The organism is Streptomyces sp. NPDC037421 (genome assembly GCF_055602105.1).
Genome location: NZ_JBVJWV010000018.1, coordinates 60,762 through 77,057 on the forward strand (window position 1 = coordinate 60,762; position 16,296 = coordinate 77,057).

A 16,296-nucleotide genomic window follows, 5' to 3' on the forward strand; every position below is an offset into this window, starting at 1 on the left:
GCACCCATGTACAACCCCACCGTCGCCCGGCTCACCTACCGGGCCCTGCTCGGCAGGCGCCGCGCGCTGATCCTCTTCGCGCTCCCCGCGCTGCTGATCGTCATCTCCCTCGCCGTCCGCTTCTTCACCGGTGTGGACGACAAGGTGGCGGCCGACCTCCTCGGCGGCTTCGCCCTCGCGACGATGGTCCCGCTGATCGGCGTCATCGCCGGCACCGGCGCCATCGGCCCCGAGATCGACGACGGCTCGATCGTCTACCTGCTCTCCAAGCCGGTGAAGCGGCCGACGATCATCATGACCAAGCTGATCGTCGCGATCGCGGTCACGATGGCCTTCTCCGCGATCCCCACCCTGATCGCGGGCTTCATCCTCAACGGCAACGGCCAGCAGATCGCCATCGCCTACACCGTGGCCGCCCTCGTCGCCTCGATCGCCTACAGCGCCCTGTTCCTGCTGCTGGGCACCGTCAGCAGGCACGCGGTCGTCTTCGGCCTGGTCTACGCCCTCATCTGGGAGTCCCTCTTCGGCAGCCTGGTCTCCGGAGCCAAGACGCTCAGCGTCCAGCAGTGGGCCCTGGCCCTGGCCGAGAAGGTCGCCGGACAGGGGTACGTCGACGCCAGCGTCGGCCTGCCCACCGCGGTGGTCCTGCTCCTCGCGGTCACCGTCGGCGCCACCCTGTACGCGGGCCAGAAGCTGCGCCGGCTCACCCTCGCCGGCGAGGAGTAGGAACCCGCCGGCAGCGTCCACGAACGTGCCCCGCCCGGCCCACCGGCCAGGCGGGGCACAGCTTCGCGGGGCATCATCGGGTGCATGATCCAGCATCCCGAGCCTGAGCCGTCCAGGCCCTTGCGGTCCTGGATACGCTCCTCGCCCGGTACGCACATATGGCTGCTGATCGTCGCCGTCACCAGCCTCGTCGTCGCGATCGCCCCGGACCGGCTCGACCACGTGCTGCTCCACCGCAGCAGCAGCAATATCCACCAGCTGGTCAAGTACCCCGTCCGGGCACTGCTCAGCAGCGCCTTCTGGATCGAGAACCCGGCCTCGCTCGCCCTCTACGCGGTGCTCTTCGAGTTCTTCCACGCCCCCGTGGAACGCTGGCTCGGCACCCTGCGCTGGCTCCTGATCGTCGCGACCGCGCATGTCGTCGCCACCCTCGTCAGTCAGAAGGTGCTCCTGATGGCCATCCAGGACCACCGTGCGCCGCACAGCATGACCCACGTCGTCGACATCGGCGTCAGCTACGGGCTGGCGGCCTCCATCGGCGTGCTGACCTACCGGCTCCCGAACCCCTGGAGATGGTTCTACCTCCTCGGCGTGGTCGCCTTCTTCGGACTGCCCCTGCTCACCGGGGGCACCATCACCGACCTCGGCCACGCCATCTCGCTGGCCGTCGGGCTCCTCGCCTGGCCGCTGACCCTGCACCGCGATCCGCACGGGCACGGGCCGACGGCCGATGTTTCACGTGAAACACGAGCCTGACCCCTTGTTTCACGTGAAACACGAGCCCGGCCCCTCGCCGGCACCTACTCGGGGCCGACCACTCCGTGCTCCCAGGCCCACGCGGCGATCCCCACCCGGTTCCGGGCCCCCAGCTTGGCCTGCACGTTCGCGATGTGCGTCTTCGCGGTACCGGCGCTGATGAACAGCTCCGCCCCGATCTCCGCGTTCGTACGCCCCCGTGCCACCAGCCGTACGATCTCCAGCTCGCGCCCCGTCAGTACCTGTTCGGCCCGCACGGGAGCCGCCGAGGTCCCGGGGGCCGACAGCCGGCTCAGCAGCCGTACGGTGATCTGAGGGCTGATCAGGGTGTCACCGGCCATCGCCGCCCGCACCCCCTCGATCAGCAGCGTCGGGCCGGACCGCTTCAGCAGGAAGCCGCAGGCCCCGTTGCGCAGCGCGGTGTGGACGTAGTCGTCCTGGTCGAAGGTGGTCACCACCACGACCCGGGTCTGCGGGGACAGCAGCCGGGTCACCTCCAGCCCGTCCAGGCGCGGCATGCGGATGTCTGCGAGCACCACGTCGGGGCGCAGGCGCCGGGCCAGCTCCACGGCGCTCTCCCCGTCGGCGGCCTCCCCCACCACGGTCATGTCCGGCTGGGAGTCGAGGACCAGCCGGAATCCGCTCCGGATGTCCTCTTGGTCGTCGGCTATCAGGATGCTCGTGGTCACGCTGCCATGATCACCCCTGAAGGGCGCCGGCCGGCGGGAAGACCGCCGAAACCCGCCATCCGCCGTCCTCGTCAGGCCCCGCTCCAAAGGTGCCGTCCGCCGCCTCCACCCGCTCCCGCAGGCCCGCGAGCCCCGTCCCGCCGCGTCGGCGGCCGAGGAGGGTCCGGGGTCCGCGTGGCGGCGCGGTGTTCGCCACGCTCAGCTCTATCCCCGCCGGGGCCCGGCGGACGCTCACCCGTACCGAGTCCGCTCCGGGCGCGTGGCGGCGTACGTTCGTCAGCGCCTCCACCGCGACCCGGTACGCCGTGGTGTCCGCCTCACGCGAGAGAGCGGCCAGGGTCTGCTCCTCGGCCTCCAGCACCCCGCCCTCGAACCGGGCCACCAGCTGCGGCAGTTCGGCGAGCCCGGGTGCCGGGGTGGCGGGGCCGCCGCCCGCCGCGCGCAGCGCGTGCACCGTCCGGTCCATCGAGGCCAGCGCGCTCAGACCGGCCGCCTCGATGCGCTCCAGGGCGAGGACCGCCTGGCGGGGGTCGTTCCCGGCGACGAACCGGGCCGCCTGGGCCTGCACCACGATGGCGCTCACGTCGTGCGCGACGAAGTCGTGCAGATCGCGGGCCAGTTCGAGCTGCTGGCCGCGCCGGGCGTCCCGTACGGCACGCCGCGTCCTGCCCTCCTGCCGGCGCAGGTGGCCGCCGAGGGCCAGCGCCGCGAGAGCGGGCGCCGACCAGAACGCCGCCGCCCCGCTGCACTCCAGCCACGACGCCCCGTCCGCCCACAGCAGCGGTACCGGCCAGAGCGAGACCGCCGCGACGCCCAGGCTGCCGGCCACGGCCCGGGGCCGCACCGGTGACCACCGGGCCACGAGCGCCAGCAGGGGCAGCAGCAGTGCCATCCCCGCCAGGGTCCACGCCCCGGGCGCCCGGGCGAAGGACCCGGCGAGGGACAGCCCGGAGGCGCAGGCCAGCGCCGGGGCGTACAGGGCACGCGGATTGACGGTCATGCCGCCGACCCTACGAGCCGGGGCGGGGGCGTTCCATCTGCCGTTCGGCAGAGGCGGGTCCGGGTCCCGGCGGTCCTGAACCTGCTGATCGGGCGATGGTTCCGCGGCCCCCGCCGGACGAGGCTTGGAGCACCACCAGCCGCCTCCGCAAAAGGACTTGAGCCATGACCCTCACCGCCCCCGCCCCCGCCCCCGCCGCCTCCGCGGTCTCCGTGGTCCCCGGTGTCTCCCGCCCGGTCCGCTGGGCCGCGAAGGCCGCGGCACTGACCCTGCTCCCGAGCGGGCTGTGGCGCGTACTGATCGCCGTCGGTATCCCCGTCGGCTGGAAGGCCGGCGACGCGCTGCACGCCGACAACTTCCCGGGCGTCGGATCGCTCTACCTCATCGCGCTCAGCACCCTCGCCGAATGCCTGGGCCTGCTCACCCTGGGCCTCGTGCAGCGGTGGGGCGAGGAGGTGCCGCGCTGGATCCCCTGGCTGGGCGGCCGCCGCGTTCCGCCGCTGGTCGCGGTGGTTCCCGCGGCCCTCGGCGCCGCCACCGTCACCGCGGTCACGGTGCTCTCCTCGTTCGGATGGAACACCAACTTCACCCAGAGCCCCACGGCGCCCAGCGGGGCCGCGTACTGGTTCATGACCCTCTGCTACGCCCCCCTGCTGCTGTGGGGGCCGCTCCTGGCGTTCGTGACGGCGGCCTACTGGCGGCGCCGCGGGCTGCACGGCTGACGGGCGGAAATTCGCTGGTACGGCCCGTGCGGCCGGGGCACAGTGAGTGGTGCGGGGAGTAACAAAAGGTCCGGGACGGCCACTTCGAGCGCGCCTTGCGGCGCGGGCCGTCCCGGACCTCTCGTACGTCCGGTCCCGGGTGCTGCGTCCCGGGTACGCCGCGTCCCGCTCTGCTACGCGGCGCCGAGCAGGCGCTCCAGCACCACCGCGATGCCGTCCTCCTGGTTGGAGGTCGTCACCTCGTCGGCCACCGCCTTCAGCTCCGCGTGGGCGTTGGCCATGGCGACGCCGTGCGCGGCCCAGCCGAACATGGGGATGTCGTTGGGCATGTCGCCGAAGGCGATCGTCTCCGCGGCCTTCACCTTCAGCCGGCGCGCGGCGAGGGACAGGCCGGTGGCCTTGCTCAGGCCCAGCGGAAGGATCTCCACTATGCCCGGGCCCGCCATGACGATGTCGACCAGGTTGCCGACGAGCTCCCGGGCCACCCTGACGAGCTCGTCCTCGCCCATCCCCGGGTGCTGGATGTAGAGCTTGTTCAGCGGGGCGGTCCAGACCTCGGCCGTGTCCTCCAGGTAGAGCGCCGGCAGGCCCTCCTGCACCTGGTAGCCGGGGCCGAAGAGGACCTCGCCCTCCACCCCGTCACGGCTGGCGGCCAGCGCCAGCGGACCCACCTCGGCCTCGATCTTCGACAGGGCCAGACCGGCGAGCTGCCGGTCCAGAGTCACCGAGGTCAGCAGCCGGTGCGCTCCCGCGTCGTAGACCTGGGCGCCCTGCCCGCACACCGCGATCCCCCGGTAGCCGAGGTCGTCCAGCACGTGCCGGGTCCAGGGCACGGCGCGGCCGGTGACGACGATGTGCGCCGCGCCCGCCGCGGTGGCCGCGGCGAGCGCTTCACGGGTGCGCTCCGAGACGGTGTCGTCGTCACGCAGCAGCGTGCCGTCGAGGTCCGTCGCGACGAGCTTGTACGGGAACGGAGCGGGGCTCACTTGGTGATCGGCTCCAGGACCTCGCGGCCGCCCAGGTAGGGGCGGAGCACCGGGGGAACCCGCACGGAGCCGTCGGCCTGCTGGTGGTTCTCCAGGATCGCGACGATGGTGCGCGGGACGGCGCACAGGGTGCCGTTCAGCGTGGAGAGCGGAGCGGTCTTCTTGCCGTCGCGGTAGCGGATCGCCAGGCGGCGGGCCTGGAAGCCGTCACAGTTCGAGGCGGAGGTCAGCTCGCGGTACTTGCCCTGGGTCGGGATCCAGGCCTCGCAGTCGAACTTGCGGGAGGCGGAGGCGCCCAGGTCGCCGGTCGCGACGTCGATGACCTGGAACGGCAGCTCCAGGCTGGTCAGCCACTGCTTCTCCCACTCCAGGAGCCGCTTGTGCTCGGCCTCGGCGTCCTCCGGTGCGACGTACGAGAACATCTCGACCTTGTCGAACTGGTGGACGCGGAAGATGCCGCGGGTGTCCTTGCCGTACGTACCGGCCTCGCGGCGGAAGCACGGGGAGAAGCCGGCGTACCGCAGGGGCAGCTTCTCGGCGTCGATGATCTCGTCCATGTGGTACGCGGCGAGCGGGACCTCGGAGGTGCCGACCAGGTAGTAGTCGTCCTTCTCCAGGTGGTAGACGTTCTCCGCGGCCTGGCCGAGGAAGCCGGTGCCCTCCATGGCGCGCGGGCGGACCAGGGCGGGGGTCAGCATGGGGATGAAGCCGGCCTCGGTGGCCTGCGCGATCGCCGCGTTCACCAGGGCGAGCTCCAGCAGGGCGCCGACACCGGTGAGGTAGTAGAACCGCGAGCCCGACACCTTGGCGCCGCGCTCCATGTCGATGGCGCCCAGCGACTCGCCGAGCTCCAGGTGGTCCTTGGGCTCGAAGCCCTCGGCACCGAAGTCGCGGATCGTGCCGTGCGTCTCCAGGACGGTGAAGTCCTCTTCGCCGCCGACGGGGACGTCCTCGTGGACGATGTTGCCGAGCTTGAGCAGGAGCTGCTTGGCAGCCTCGTCCGCCTCGTTCTGCTCGGCCTCGGCGGCCTTGACGTCCTGCTTGAGCTGCTCGGCCTTGGTCAGCAGCTCGGCCCGCTCCTCCGGGGAGGCCTTGGGGATGAGCTTGCCGAGCGACTTCTGCTCATTGCGCAGTTCGTCGAAGCGCATGCCGGAGGACCTGCGGCGCTCGTCGGCGGAGAGCAGTGCGTCGACGAGTTCGACGTCCTCCCCACGGGCGCGCTGCGAGGCGCGGACACGGTCAGGGTCTTCACGGAGCAGCCGGAGGTCAATCACCCCTCCAGGCTACCGGGCTGGGCTTCCGGGACTCACACCGATATCACGCTGCGTGTCGCTATGTCCCAATTGGGGCGAATGGAAATGGCTCGACCCGGACTTGTCCCGCACTCGCCCGACGGCTGGATCCAGCCCCTCAGGACCGGACGATAAAATCGTCCCCTTTCACCGAAAAGGGGCACAACGGCGATCGGTGCGCGGGGCCTGAGCAGGGCCGGAGGGCCGGGAGGCGGCGGCCCTTGTCCACAGGAATTCCTCCCGGGCCACTCTTATCCACAGGCTGTGTGCCGCATCTGTGGACATCGAATTAGATCAATAGGCACCCCGGACCGGTCCGGGCCGATCAGGGTTCAAACCGCCCTCACACACTCATTCGGGTGGGAATGGCTCGCTCCAAAGAGTTGATCGGCGATACGGGGGTGACGCCGTTCACCTGGCGCTCCCCAGCGCGAAACCTGGGCCACCCGGCCGATATGTCGACCTTGTCGTGCCGCTCTGTCGACTTGTCCCCAGGTCGCCATCTCGGCCTGTGGATAACTCTGTGGACAGTGGACGGAGGACTACGCCCGGCCGTCGAGGCAGCGCGTCAGCCAGTCGGCGGCCTCGGTGAAGTCGCCATCGGAGGTTCCCGGCCGTGCGGCCCGCACCTCACTCAGCGCGACACCGGCACGCGGATAGGAGCCGAGGAAACGCACCTGGGGGCAGGTCCGCTTCAGGCCCATCAGGGCCTCGCTGACCCGGCGGTCGGAGATGTGCCCCTCGGCGTCGACGGCGAAGCAGTAGTTGCCGATGCCCTCGCCGGTCGGGCGGGACTGGATCAGCATCAGGTTCACCCCGCGGACGGCGAACTCCTGGAGAAGCTCCAGCAGCGCGCCGGGGTGGTCGTCGCCCAGCCACAGTACGACGGAGGTCTTGTCCGCGCCGGTGGGCGCGGCCGGCCGGGCGGGCCGCCCGACGAGCACGAAGCGGGTCTCGGCGTTCTGGGCGTCGTGGATCTCGGTGACCAGCGCCTCCAGCCCGTAGGTGGCGGCGGCGAACTCGCCCGCGAAGGCCGCGTCGAAGCGGCCCTCCTGCACCAGCCGGGCACCGTCGGCGTTGGAGGCCGCCGACTCCCACACCGCGTCGGGCAGGTGCGTCCGCAGCCAGTTGCGCACCTGCGGCTGGGCGACGGGATGACCGGTGACCGTCTTGATGTCCGACAGCGCGGTCCCGGGCCGCACCAGCAGCGCGAACGCGATGGGCAGCAGGACCTCGCGGTAGATCATCAGCGGCTCGCCGGAGGCCAGCTCGTCGAGCGTGGCGGTGACCCCGCCCTCCACCGAGTTCTCGATCGGCACCAGTGCCGCCGCGGCCTCACCGTTGCGCACGGCGTCCAGCGCGGCCGGGACCGACACCATCGGGACGAGCTCCCGGGTGGCTGCTTCCGGCAGCGTGCGCAGGGCGGCTTCGGTGAAAGTGCCCTCGGGACCGAGATACGTGAAGCGGGTGGCCGACATGCGGTCAGCCTAATGCCGGGCCACCCGCCGGTGCGGTGCTGTTCACCCTTCGAGCAGGCGCTGCCCGACGTACTCCCCGTCGCGCGGCCCGGGCGGGACGGCGTACAGCCCGCTGGACTCGTGGCGGATGAACTCCGACAGGGCGTCGCCGCGGTCGAGCTTGCGCTGGACCGGGACGAACCCGCGCAGCGGGTCGGCCTGCCAGCAGATGAAGAGCAGGCCGGCGTCGGGGGTGCCGTCGGGGCTGATGCCGTCGTGGTACGAGAAGGGCCGCCGGAGCATGGCGGCGCCGCCGTTCTGGGCCGGGGCGGAGATCCGCGCGTGGGCGTTGGACGGGATGACCGGCTTGCCGTCGGGGCCGAGCTTGTCCAGGGCCATCGCGGTCTTCTCGTCGCCGCCGGTCAGCGGCGCACCGGTGGCCTTGGTCCGGCCGATGACCTGCTCCTGCTGGGCGGGGGACTGCTTGTCCCAGTCGTCGAGCAGCATCCGGATCCGGCGGACGACGGCGTACGAGCCCCCGGCCATCCAGGAGTGTTCGGCGGGGCCCGGGCCGGCGCCCGGCACGAAGATCCGCTTGTCGAAGTCGGGGTCCTTGGGCCGGGGGTTCGCGGTGCCGTCCACCTGGCCCATCAGGTTCCGGGCGGTCATGGGCGAGGCCGTCGCGCCGGGGGACCGGTTGAAGCCGTTCATCTGCCAGCGCACGCGGGCTGCCTCCCCGGCGTCCTTCTGCACGGCGCGCAGGGCGTGGAAGGCGACCAGCGCGTCGTCGGCGCCGATCTGGACCCACAGGTCGCCGTTGCTGCGCTGGGGGTCGAGCCGGTCCGAGGAGAAGTCGGGGAGCGGGTCGAGGGCCACCGGACGCCGGGCGGTGAGGCCGGTGCGGTCGAAGAAGGAGTGGCCGAAGCCGAAGGTGAGGGTGAGGGAGGACGGTCCCGCGTCCAGGGCGATCCCGCTGTCGGCGGTCGGCGCCGTCTCGCCCGCCATGAGCCGCCTGGCCGTGTCGGACCAGCGGCGCAGCAGCGCGGCGGCCTCCTTGCGCCCGGCGCCCGGCGCCAGGTCGAAGGCGAGGACGTGGCCCTTGGCCTGGAGCGGGTCGGTGATTCCGGCCTGGTGGTCCCCGTGGAAGGCGAGGCGGGTGGCGCCGAGGGAGGCGAGGGACCCGGCGGCTCCGGGGGAGCCGGCCGGGGAGTCGGAGACCGCTGACTGCACGAGCGCGCCGCCCGTGGCGCCGAGTGCGAGCCCCGCGGCGCCCGCGGCGCCGACGGTGCCCAGCAGTCGGCGCCGGGAGATCTCGATGTCGGGGGTGCTACCGGTGCTGTCGGTCACGCTGTTCAGCCGATCTTCACGTTCTTCTGGACGGTCGTCTGGTCGATGTCGGAGGTGCGTACGGTCACGTCGATGCGCCATTCGCCCGCGAGCGGCAGCTGGACCCCGGACGCGGTCCAGTGTCCGGCAGCGGCCCGGTCAGGGGCGAGCGGCAGCGGGCCGATCTCCTTGGCCGGCAGGGTGAAGGAGATCTTGACCTCGGGGAGGTCGAGGGGCTTGCCGTCGGGGCCGTCCGCCCACAGGTGGAGGGTGTTGGCGCCGACCCGGCCGGGGTCGAGCTCCAGCCGCACGTTGCCCTTGCCGTTCTGGCCGCCGGTGTCGAAGGGCAGGGTGATCTTGACCGGGCGGTTGGGGACGGCGGGGGCGGACACCCCGCCCCGGCCGGCCTCCTGCTCCACGGCGCGCCCCGGTTCGGTGCTGGTCAGGACGGTGGTGACGGCCAGCAGTACGACGGCCACGCCGGCTTCGGCGAGTACGGAACGGCGCAGGCCGGCACGGCCCGGATCGGCATCGCGGACGCGGGTCTCGCGGGCCTTCTCACGGGCCGCGCGCTGCCGGGCGAGCTGGGCGGCCCGCTTCGGGTCGGCGTCGGCGTCGGCGGCTTCAGTGTCGGCTTCGGCCCCGGTGTTTTCGTCGGCCCCGGCGGAATCGCCCGAGGTGTTTCCGGCCGATGTTTCACGTGAAACATCGGCTCCCGCGAGCACCTTCGCCGGCTCCTCGGCCCGGACCTCCCCGAGCCGGGCGGTCCACCTCCGCGAGAGGTAGGCGATGCCGACGAGGACGGCGACGAGCGCGACCTTGATGAGCAGCAGCCTGCCGTAGCTGGTGCCGGTGAGGGCGGACCAGCTGCCGACCTGGCGCCAGGACTGGTAGACGCCGGTGACGGCGAGGACCAGGACACTGATGAAAGCGACCCGGGAGAAGCGCCGGACGGCTTCCCGCTCGATGTCCGGCACCTTGCGCAGGGCGACCAGCAGCGCGGTGAGCCCGCCGAGCCAGGTGGCCATGGCAAGCAGGTGCAGGATGTCGGCCGGCATCGCGATCGCGGGCTGGATGCCGGTGGAGGCGTGCTCTGAAAGGGCCCAGGTGGCGGCGATGCCGCCGGCCACGACCGTGCCGCCGATGCCGAGCCCGAAGGCGAGGTCGCTCGTCTCCTTCTTGTCCTCGGCCCGGTCCTCGGCGCCGTCGGCCCCCGTCGCGTCCACGGCGGCCTTCTGGTGGCGGGCGTAAGCGCCGAAGAGCACCGCGATGAACAGCGCGGCCGCACCGAGCAGCAGCAGCCGGGAGAGGAAGGAGGCACCGGTCTTGGTGTCCAGGACGGCCTTGAGCCCGTCGAGGTCGAAGGCGTCGGCGAACTCTCCCGACCCGGTGTACGGGGTGCGCAGCACCAGCATTGCCAGGGTGGCCGCGGTGAGGGTGACCCAGCCGCGCACCACCAGCTTCTGCAGCGGACGCTCCGCGGAGCCCCGGCGCCAGCACAGCAGGATGAAGGCGGCACCGCCGACGAGGACGGTGAACCCGGCGTAGGCGGCGTAGCGGGCGATGCCGTACGCGATGCCGACGGGGCCGCCGCCCACCTTCTGGTCGGGAAGGGCGACGCTGGTCGCCGAGGGGGCTCCGATGGAGAAGGTGAAGGCACCGGAGATCGGGTGGCTGTCGGCGGAGACTGCCTGCCAGGCGACGGTGTACGTGCCGTTGGGCAGGCCCGGGTGCAGGGCGGTGCCGTACCGGATGGTCGATCCGCTGCACATGTCCCTCAGCTCGCCGGTGTCGACGCGCTTGCCCTGCGGGTCCATGACGCGGATGGAGTCGTCGCCCATGGCGACCTGCTCCGAGAAGGAGAGGGCGACCTGGGCGGGCGCCGTGGCGACCACCGCCCCGTCCTGGGGGTCGCTCGCCGTGAGTGCCGCGTGTGCCGTGGCCGGGGCGGCCGCGGTGAACAGGGTGGCCAGCAGGGCTGCGAGAACCAGCGCGAGGCGCGGCAGGAGTGCCGAGGCGCGGACGCGGGCCGAAGGAGGAGCGGGGGCGGTGGCCGTCATGGCGTGTCAGTTCCTCGGTCCGTCAGTGGGCATTGGAGTTCTGTGCGTTGTACGTCCGTTCCTTGACGTCCAGCTCGACCTTGACCGGGTCGGCCTTCTCGAAACGCAGCTCGATGGTGATCTTGTCACCGACCTTGGGCGTGCTCTTGAGCCCCATGAACATGATGTGGTTGCCACCGCGCTCGAGCTTGAGCTCGCCGTTGGCGGGCACGTCCATCGACTGGACCTGCTGCATCTTCTGGTCCTTGGTCTCGTGGATCTGCAGATCGTCCGAGAGTGGGCTGGTGGCGGAGAGCAATTTGTCGGCGGTCTTCGAGTCGTTCTTGATGACCATGAAAGCGCCGGCCATCTTGTCGTTGACCGGCTGGGGCATGAAGGCCCCGCTGACCGTCATCTCCGGCTTGGCCGCTTCGTCGGAGGAGCAGCCGGATATGGCGAGCGCTGCCGTCAGGGAGAGGGCGGCGGCGATGGTGCGGGTGGTGCGGGCGTTCACGGGTTCTCTCCCTTGATGATCTTCGGCAGGTCCTTGGTGTAGTCGTCGACGGTCGTGCCCTCGCCGTAGAGGACGTAGCCCTCGTCGGTCTTGGGCGAGAACGCGATGACCTGGGCCCCGTGCATGGAGACGACGGTGCCGTCGGCCTCCTTCTTGGGGGCCTCGATACCGATGCCGAGAGATCGGGCGGCGGCCTGGATGGTGGCGAAGTCCCCGGTCAGTCCGGTGAAGGCCGGGTCCTGGGCCCTGAGCCACGCGCCGAGGGAGTCGGGGGTGTCCCGCTCCGGGTCCGTGGTGACGAAGACGACCTGGAGCTTGTCCTGGTCCCCCTTGGGGAGTGCCTTCTTGGCGACGGCGATGTTGCTCATCGTCAGGGGGCACACGTCGGGGCAGTTGGTGTAGCCGAAGTAGATGAGCGTCGGCCGTCCCTTGGTCTGCTCGCGCAGGTTCCACGGCTTGCCGGTGGTGTCCGTGAGGACGAGGTCCGGCTTGTCGAAGGGGCGGTCGAGTACGGTCGCGGATCCGGCCTTCTTCTGGCCCGTGATCTGGGTGACCGAACCGGTGTTCTTGGCCGTCTCACTGCCACAGGCGGTGAGGGCGAGCGCGGTCGCCACCGCGAGGGCGGCGACCGTCACACGTGTGGTGCGCATGAGGAAATGTCCCTGGGATCGGGGATGGTGCGGATGTCGTGCGTACGACGGTGGAGCGGCGGGCCGGGGCCCGTCGCGTCAGTTGGCGGCGCGGCGGCGCGAGGTGATGCCGAAGGCGACGCCGGCGAGACCGACGACGATGCCCACGATGCCGAGGGTGCGGGCGGTCGTGTCGGAGGCGCTCTTGGCGGCCTCGTCGTGCCCGCCCTTCTCCTCGCCCTTGTCGTTCTTGTCGCCGTTCTTGGCCCCGTCGGCGGCCGGCTTGGCGGCGGCGCCGTGGTCGTCCCCGCCCTTGGCGGCGGTCAGCTTCAGCACGGGCGCCGGGGTCTGCGGCTCCGGAGCGCCTTCCTTGGGCTCCTCGATCCAGCGGACGACCTCGTTGTTGTCGTACGTCTGGATCGCCTTGAAGACCATCTTGTCGGCGTTCTCGGGGAGCTTGCCGACGGAGACCGGGAACTGCTGGAACTTGCCGGGCTCGATCTTGCCGCCGGTCCAGGTCACCTTGGTGACGACCTCGTTGATCTGCTTGCCGTGCACGGTCAGCGGCTTGTCGAGCTTGGTCTTCTCGACGGTGGACGTCCAGCCGGGGAGTTCCTGCGGCATGACGGACGTGAGCGGCTGGTCGGCCGGGAAGTTGACCTCGAGCTGGGTGGTCGAGGCGTTGTCCCGCTCGTTGGGGACCTTGAAGTTGATCGTCGCGTAGCCGCCCTTGGCGGCCTCCCCGGCGGGCTGCACGCTGACGTGCGCGAAGGCGGTACCGGACAGGGCGAGGACGGTGCCGGCGGCGAGGGCGGCGGCGAGGGAGACGCGAGAGGTCTTCATGGCAGGAACACTCCACGGAAGCAGTGGTGACGTCGGCTCCGCACACGGGCGCGCGCGGAGGTCGCGGCACCGGTGCTCCCGCCGGGTGTTCCGGGGAGCGGGGTGCCGCGTCAGGCTGCGAGGACCAGCGGTGCCGTCGGAGGACCGCGCCGGACCACGGTGTGCTGCAGAGCGCCCCGGCCGGTCGAGGCGGCGGGCGGGGCAGCGCTCCGGCGGGCCCGGGGGCCGCGCGCGGGTGCGCCGGGGAGCCCGGCCGCGAGGGCGCGTACGAAGGCCAGCGCGGCGCGCAGCGGACGTACGGGGTCGGCTTCGGCGGAGAGCCGGGACAGTTCGACGAGCCGGAACAGCGCCGCGTCGCCCCGGGCCAGCAGCCAGCCGGCCGCCAGCGCGGCCAGCAGGTGGCCGATCAGCATGGCCGGGCTGAACAGGCCGGTCGCCGGTGCCGCGGTGCCCCCCGCCAGGTGGGCGTGGGCCATGTGGCCCTGAGCGGCGGCCTGGGCGGCCACGGCGGCCGGGTCCAGTCCGGCGGCCTCCAGGATCTGCCGGGCGTCGGCCGCGCTCATCGGTACGGAGTTGCCCCCGCAGACCAGTTGGGCGGCGAGTGCCGCCAGGGAGGCGTCCGTGCCGTCGGCAGGTGCCTGCGCGGCGGCGGCGCCGTGCTGGCCGAGGCCGAACAGCGTGTGCAGCCCGAGCTGGCCGACGGCCAGTCCGGCGGCGATGCCGGGCAGCGGGCGCCGGCGTCCCGCGAGGGGGGCCGCGACCGCGAAGACGGCTATGAAGGCCAGGGCCAGGGCCCACCACGGCACGGTCGCGCAGGAGGCCACGGCGTGGCCTGCTGCGGACAGCACGACGCAGACAGCGGTGAACACCGCGGCCCGGGTCATCCGGAGACCTGCTCCGGCGCGTGTCGTGTGGGTGGCAGTCATGGCCGGGCAATCATCGCACTGGGCCCGGGCCCTGCCTACGGCAGGTGCTGGAGGGACCCTTGGGTTCCGGTCGCCGGCCGGCGACCGGTCCGTACCGGGTCAGCCCGCCGTCAGCCACGCACCCCGTACCGACCGGGCCCTGACGGTGGGCTGACGGGGCCGTGAGGGGACCCCGGCGGGGGCGGAGCCCCGGGTCCCGCCGGGTCTGCCGACGGTCCCGCACCCCCGCACAAGACGGCCACGCGCCCCGCATACACCGCCGCCCGGGAAACGCACATCGGCCGAATGAGGGCTGTGCCGGCCGCCGGGGGCTTACGGCCCGGTGCGGGCGGCAATAGGTACCCGTATGAGCATCTGGTGGTCTCTCCACTTGAGGCGCGAAGCCGCGAGCGTGCCGCTCGCCCGGCGGCTGCTGCTGGGGACGATGGAGACCGCGGGGGTGGACCCGGACATCTGCCACGACCTGTCGGTCGCGCTGAGCGAGGCCTGCGCGAACGCGGTCGAGCACGGCGGCCGCACCGGCCGTTCCGGCGCGGACCCCGGCGGGAGCTCCGCCGGCGGCGCCGCGGACGGGACCGAGGCGTACCGCGTCACGGCCTATCTGGACGGGGACCGCTGCCGCATCGAGGTGGCCGACTCGGGTCCGGGATTCCCGCCCTCGACGGTGGCCCGCCCCAGATCCGCCGGCTCCTGCCTCGCCGAGAACGGCCGGGGCCTGCACCTGATCGAGCAGCTCTCCGACCACGTCCGCTTCCGCAACCGGCCGGGCCGCGGTGCCGTGGTGAGCTTCGACAAGATGCTGAAGTGGCGGGACGGCGCGCTGCTGAAGGCGTCGTAGCACGACGGCGGGCGGGAACCGCGTCCGGTTCCCGCCCGTCCGTACGCTCACGCGCCGGCGTCAGCCCTTCAGCCGCGCCATCCACGCCTCGACCTCGACCGAGGTCCGGGGCAGCCCGGCCGACAGGTTCCTGTTGCCGTCCTCGGTGACGAGGATGTCGTCCTCGATCCGGACGCCGATGCCGCGGTACTCCTCCGGCACGGTCAGGTCGTCGGCCTGGAAGTACAGACCGGGCTCGACGGTCAGGCACATGCCCGGCTCCAGCGTGCCGTCGACGTACGCCTCGGTGCGCGCGGCGGCGCAGTCGTGGACGTCCATGCCGAGCATGTGGCCGGTGCCGTGCAGGGTCCAGCGGCGCTGCAGCCCGAGCTCCAGGACCCGCTCGACCGGGCCCTCCAGCAGGCCCCACTCGACGAGCTTCTCCGCCAGGACGTGCTGCGAGGCGTCGTGGAAGTCGCGGAACTTGGCGCCCGGCTTGACGGCGGCGATGCCGGCTTCCTGGGACTCGTACACCGCGTCGTAGATCTTGCGCTGGATGTCGCTGTACGTGCCGTTGATCGGCAGCGTGCGCGTGACGTCGGCGGTGTAGAGGGAGTCGGTCTCCACGCCGGCGTCGAGCAGCAGCAGGTCGCCGGAGCGGACCGCGCCGTCGTTGCGGACCCAGTGCAGGGTGCAGGCGTGGGCGCCGGCGGCGGCGATGGTGCCGTAGCCGATGTCGTTGCCCTCGACGCGGGCGCGCAGGAAGAAGGTGCCCTCGATGTAGCGCTCGGAGGTGGCCTCGGCCTTGTCGAGGACCTTCACGACGTCCTCGAAGCCGCGGACGGTGGAGTCGACGGCCTTCTGCAGTTCGCCGACCTCGAAGGCGTCCTTCACCGCGCGGGCCTCGGAGAGGTAGACGCGCAGCTCCTCGTCGCGCTCCTTGGTCACCTTGTCGGTGAGGGCGGACTCGATGACGGAGTCGTGGGCGCGGACGACGCGCACCGGGCCGGTGGCCTCGGTGAGGGCCTCGGGGAGCTGGCGCACGTCCTTGGCGGGGATGCCCAGGAGCTGCTCGGCCTCGGCGAGGGAGTGCCGGCGGCCGACCCAGAGCTCGCCCTGGCCGGACAGCCAGAACTCGCCGTTCTCGCGGTCGGAGCGGGGCAGCAGGTAGATGGTGGCCTGGTGGCCGCTCTCCCCGGTGGGCTCCAGGACCAGGACGCCGTTCTCGGTCTGGTCGCCGGTGAGGTACGCGTACTCGGTCGAGGCGCGGAAGGGGTATTCGGTGTCGTTCGAGCGGGTCTTCAGACGGCCCGCCGGGACGACCAGGCGCTCGCCGGGGAAACGCGCGGACAGCGCGGCGCGGCGGTCGGCGGTGTGGCCGGCCTGGGCGATGGGCTCCAGGCCGTGCAGCTCGGTGTCGGCCCAGCCGGTGCGCATGTTCTCCGCGAGTTCGTCGCTGACGCCCGGGTACAGCCCGTTCTTGCGCTGCTTGTGCTTCTTCTGGGGCTGCTCTTCTTCCGGGGTCTCCGGGGTGAGCTCGTCAGCCACGTCTTCTCCTCAGCTCTACGACATGC

16 protein-coding genes are annotated in these 16,296 nt (G+C 72.0%); 4 read left to right on the top strand and 12 right to left on the bottom strand.

Annotated elements, in window-relative coordinates:
* The first annotated feature begins 6 nt into the window (after nucleotides 1–6).
* Together ACZ7IF_RS24265 and ACZ7IF_RS24270 are read left to right on the top strand one after the other, a co-directional pair.
* Nucleotides 7–726 (top strand): ABC transporter permease, encoded by a 720-nt coding sequence (locus ACZ7IF_RS24265; RefSeq protein WP_470974811.1) that lies wholly within the window; start codon nucleotides 7–9, stop codon nucleotides 724–726.
* 84 nt (nucleotides 727–810) lie between these two features.
* Nucleotides 811–1,482, top strand: coding sequence for a rhomboid-like protein (locus ACZ7IF_RS24270; RefSeq protein ID WP_470974814.1), 672 nt, complete (start codon nucleotides 811–813; stop codon nucleotides 1,480–1,482).
* A 44-nt stretch (nucleotides 1,483–1,526) separates the two neighbouring features.
* On the opposite strand, the gene ACZ7IF_RS24275 is transcribed toward ACZ7IF_RS24270, so the two are convergent.
* Complete coding sequence (locus ACZ7IF_RS24275; protein WP_470974817.1) at nucleotides 1,527–2,171, bottom strand: response regulator; 645 nt, start codon at nucleotides 2,169–2,171, stop codon at nucleotides 1,527–1,529.
* A 10-nt stretch (nucleotides 2,172–2,181) separates the two neighbouring features.
* Complete coding sequence (locus ACZ7IF_RS24280; protein ID WP_470974820.1) at nucleotides 2,182–3,171, bottom strand: sensor histidine kinase; 990 nt, start codon at nucleotides 3,169–3,171, stop codon at nucleotides 2,182–2,184.
* A 164-nt stretch (nucleotides 3,172–3,335) separates the two neighbouring features.
* Here ACZ7IF_RS24280 and ACZ7IF_RS24285 point away from each other — a divergent pair, with 164 nt between their 5' ends.
* On the top strand, nucleotides 3,336–3,893 hold the full coding sequence (locus ACZ7IF_RS24285) for a hypothetical protein (RefSeq protein ID WP_470974823.1): 558 nt from the start codon (nucleotides 3,336–3,338) through the stop codon (nucleotides 3,891–3,893).
* A gap of 173 nt (nucleotides 3,894–4,066) precedes the next feature.
* Here the strand turns inward: ACZ7IF_RS24285 and ACZ7IF_RS24290 are convergent, their stop codons facing one another.
* The 9 genes from ACZ7IF_RS24290 to ACZ7IF_RS24330 form a co-directional block, all read right to left on the bottom strand.
* Nucleotides 4,067–4,879, bottom strand: a complete 813-nt coding sequence (locus tag ACZ7IF_RS24290) for an HAD family hydrolase (protein ID WP_470974826.1) — start codon at nucleotides 4,877–4,879, stop codon at nucleotides 4,067–4,069.
* A complete protein-coding gene (serS, locus tag ACZ7IF_RS24295; RefSeq protein WP_470974829.1) occupies nucleotides 4,876–6,153 on the bottom strand; it encodes a serine--tRNA ligase in 1,278 nt (425 codons plus the stop codon). The genes ACZ7IF_RS24290 and serS overlap by 4 nt, the downstream gene beginning before the upstream one ends.
* 560 nt (nucleotides 6,154–6,713) lie before the next feature.
* Nucleotides 6,714–7,649 carry a prephenate dehydratase gene (gene pheA / locus ACZ7IF_RS24300; protein WP_470974831.1) on the bottom strand — a complete coding sequence of 312 codons (936 nt, stop codon included), beginning with the start codon at nucleotides 7,647–7,649 and terminating at the stop codon, nucleotides 6,714–6,716.
* A 42-nt stretch (nucleotides 7,650–7,691) separates the two neighbouring features.
* Nucleotides 7,692–8,975 carry an iron uptake transporter deferrochelatase/peroxidase subunit gene (gene efeB, locus ACZ7IF_RS24305; RefSeq protein ID WP_470974834.1) on the bottom strand — a complete coding sequence of 428 codons (1,284 nt, stop codon included), beginning with the start codon at nucleotides 8,973–8,975 and terminating at the stop codon, nucleotides 7,692–7,694.
* A gap of 5 nt (nucleotides 8,976–8,980) precedes the next feature.
* On the bottom strand, nucleotides 8,981–11,014 hold the full coding sequence (locus ACZ7IF_RS24310) for a copper resistance CopC/CopD family protein (protein WP_470974836.1): 2,034 nt from the start codon (nucleotides 11,012–11,014) through the stop codon (nucleotides 8,981–8,983).
* Between the two features lie 22 nt (nucleotides 11,015–11,036).
* On the bottom strand, nucleotides 11,037–11,507 hold the full coding sequence (locus ACZ7IF_RS24315; RefSeq protein WP_470974839.1) for a copper chaperone PCu(A)C: 471 nt from the start codon (nucleotides 11,505–11,507) through the stop codon (nucleotides 11,037–11,039).
* On the bottom strand, nucleotides 11,504–12,157 hold the full coding sequence (locus ACZ7IF_RS24320) for an SCO family protein (protein WP_470974841.1): 654 nt from the start codon (nucleotides 12,155–12,157) through the stop codon (nucleotides 11,504–11,506). Before ACZ7IF_RS24320 ends, ACZ7IF_RS24315 begins: the two co-directional genes overlap by 4 nt.
* 78 nt (nucleotides 12,158–12,235) lie before the next feature.
* Nucleotides 12,236–12,979 carry a YcnI family copper-binding membrane protein gene (locus ACZ7IF_RS24325; protein ID WP_470974844.1) on the bottom strand — a complete coding sequence of 248 codons (744 nt, stop codon included), beginning with the start codon at nucleotides 12,977–12,979 and terminating at the stop codon, nucleotides 12,236–12,238.
* Nucleotides 12,980–13,089: 110 nt separating this feature from the next.
* Nucleotides 13,090–13,905: a hypothetical protein gene (locus tag ACZ7IF_RS24330; protein WP_470974847.1), complete on the bottom strand. Its 816-nt coding sequence runs from the start codon at nucleotides 13,903–13,905 to the stop codon at nucleotides 13,090–13,092.
* Nucleotides 13,906–14,251: 346 nt separating this feature from the next.
* Here ACZ7IF_RS24330 and ACZ7IF_RS24335 point away from each other — a divergent pair, with 346 nt between their 5' ends.
* Entirely contained in the window at nucleotides 14,252–14,743 is a 492-nt protein-coding gene (locus tag ACZ7IF_RS24335) for an ATP-binding protein (RefSeq protein WP_470974850.1), read from the top strand.
* A 60-nt stretch (nucleotides 14,744–14,803) separates the two neighbouring features.
* Here the strand turns inward: ACZ7IF_RS24335 and ACZ7IF_RS24340 are convergent, their stop codons facing one another.
* Complete coding sequence (locus ACZ7IF_RS24340) at nucleotides 14,804–16,270, bottom strand: aminopeptidase P family protein (RefSeq protein ID WP_470974853.1); 1,467 nt, start codon at nucleotides 16,268–16,270, stop codon at nucleotides 14,804–14,806.
* Between the last annotated feature and the right edge of the window lie 26 nt (nucleotides 16,271–16,296).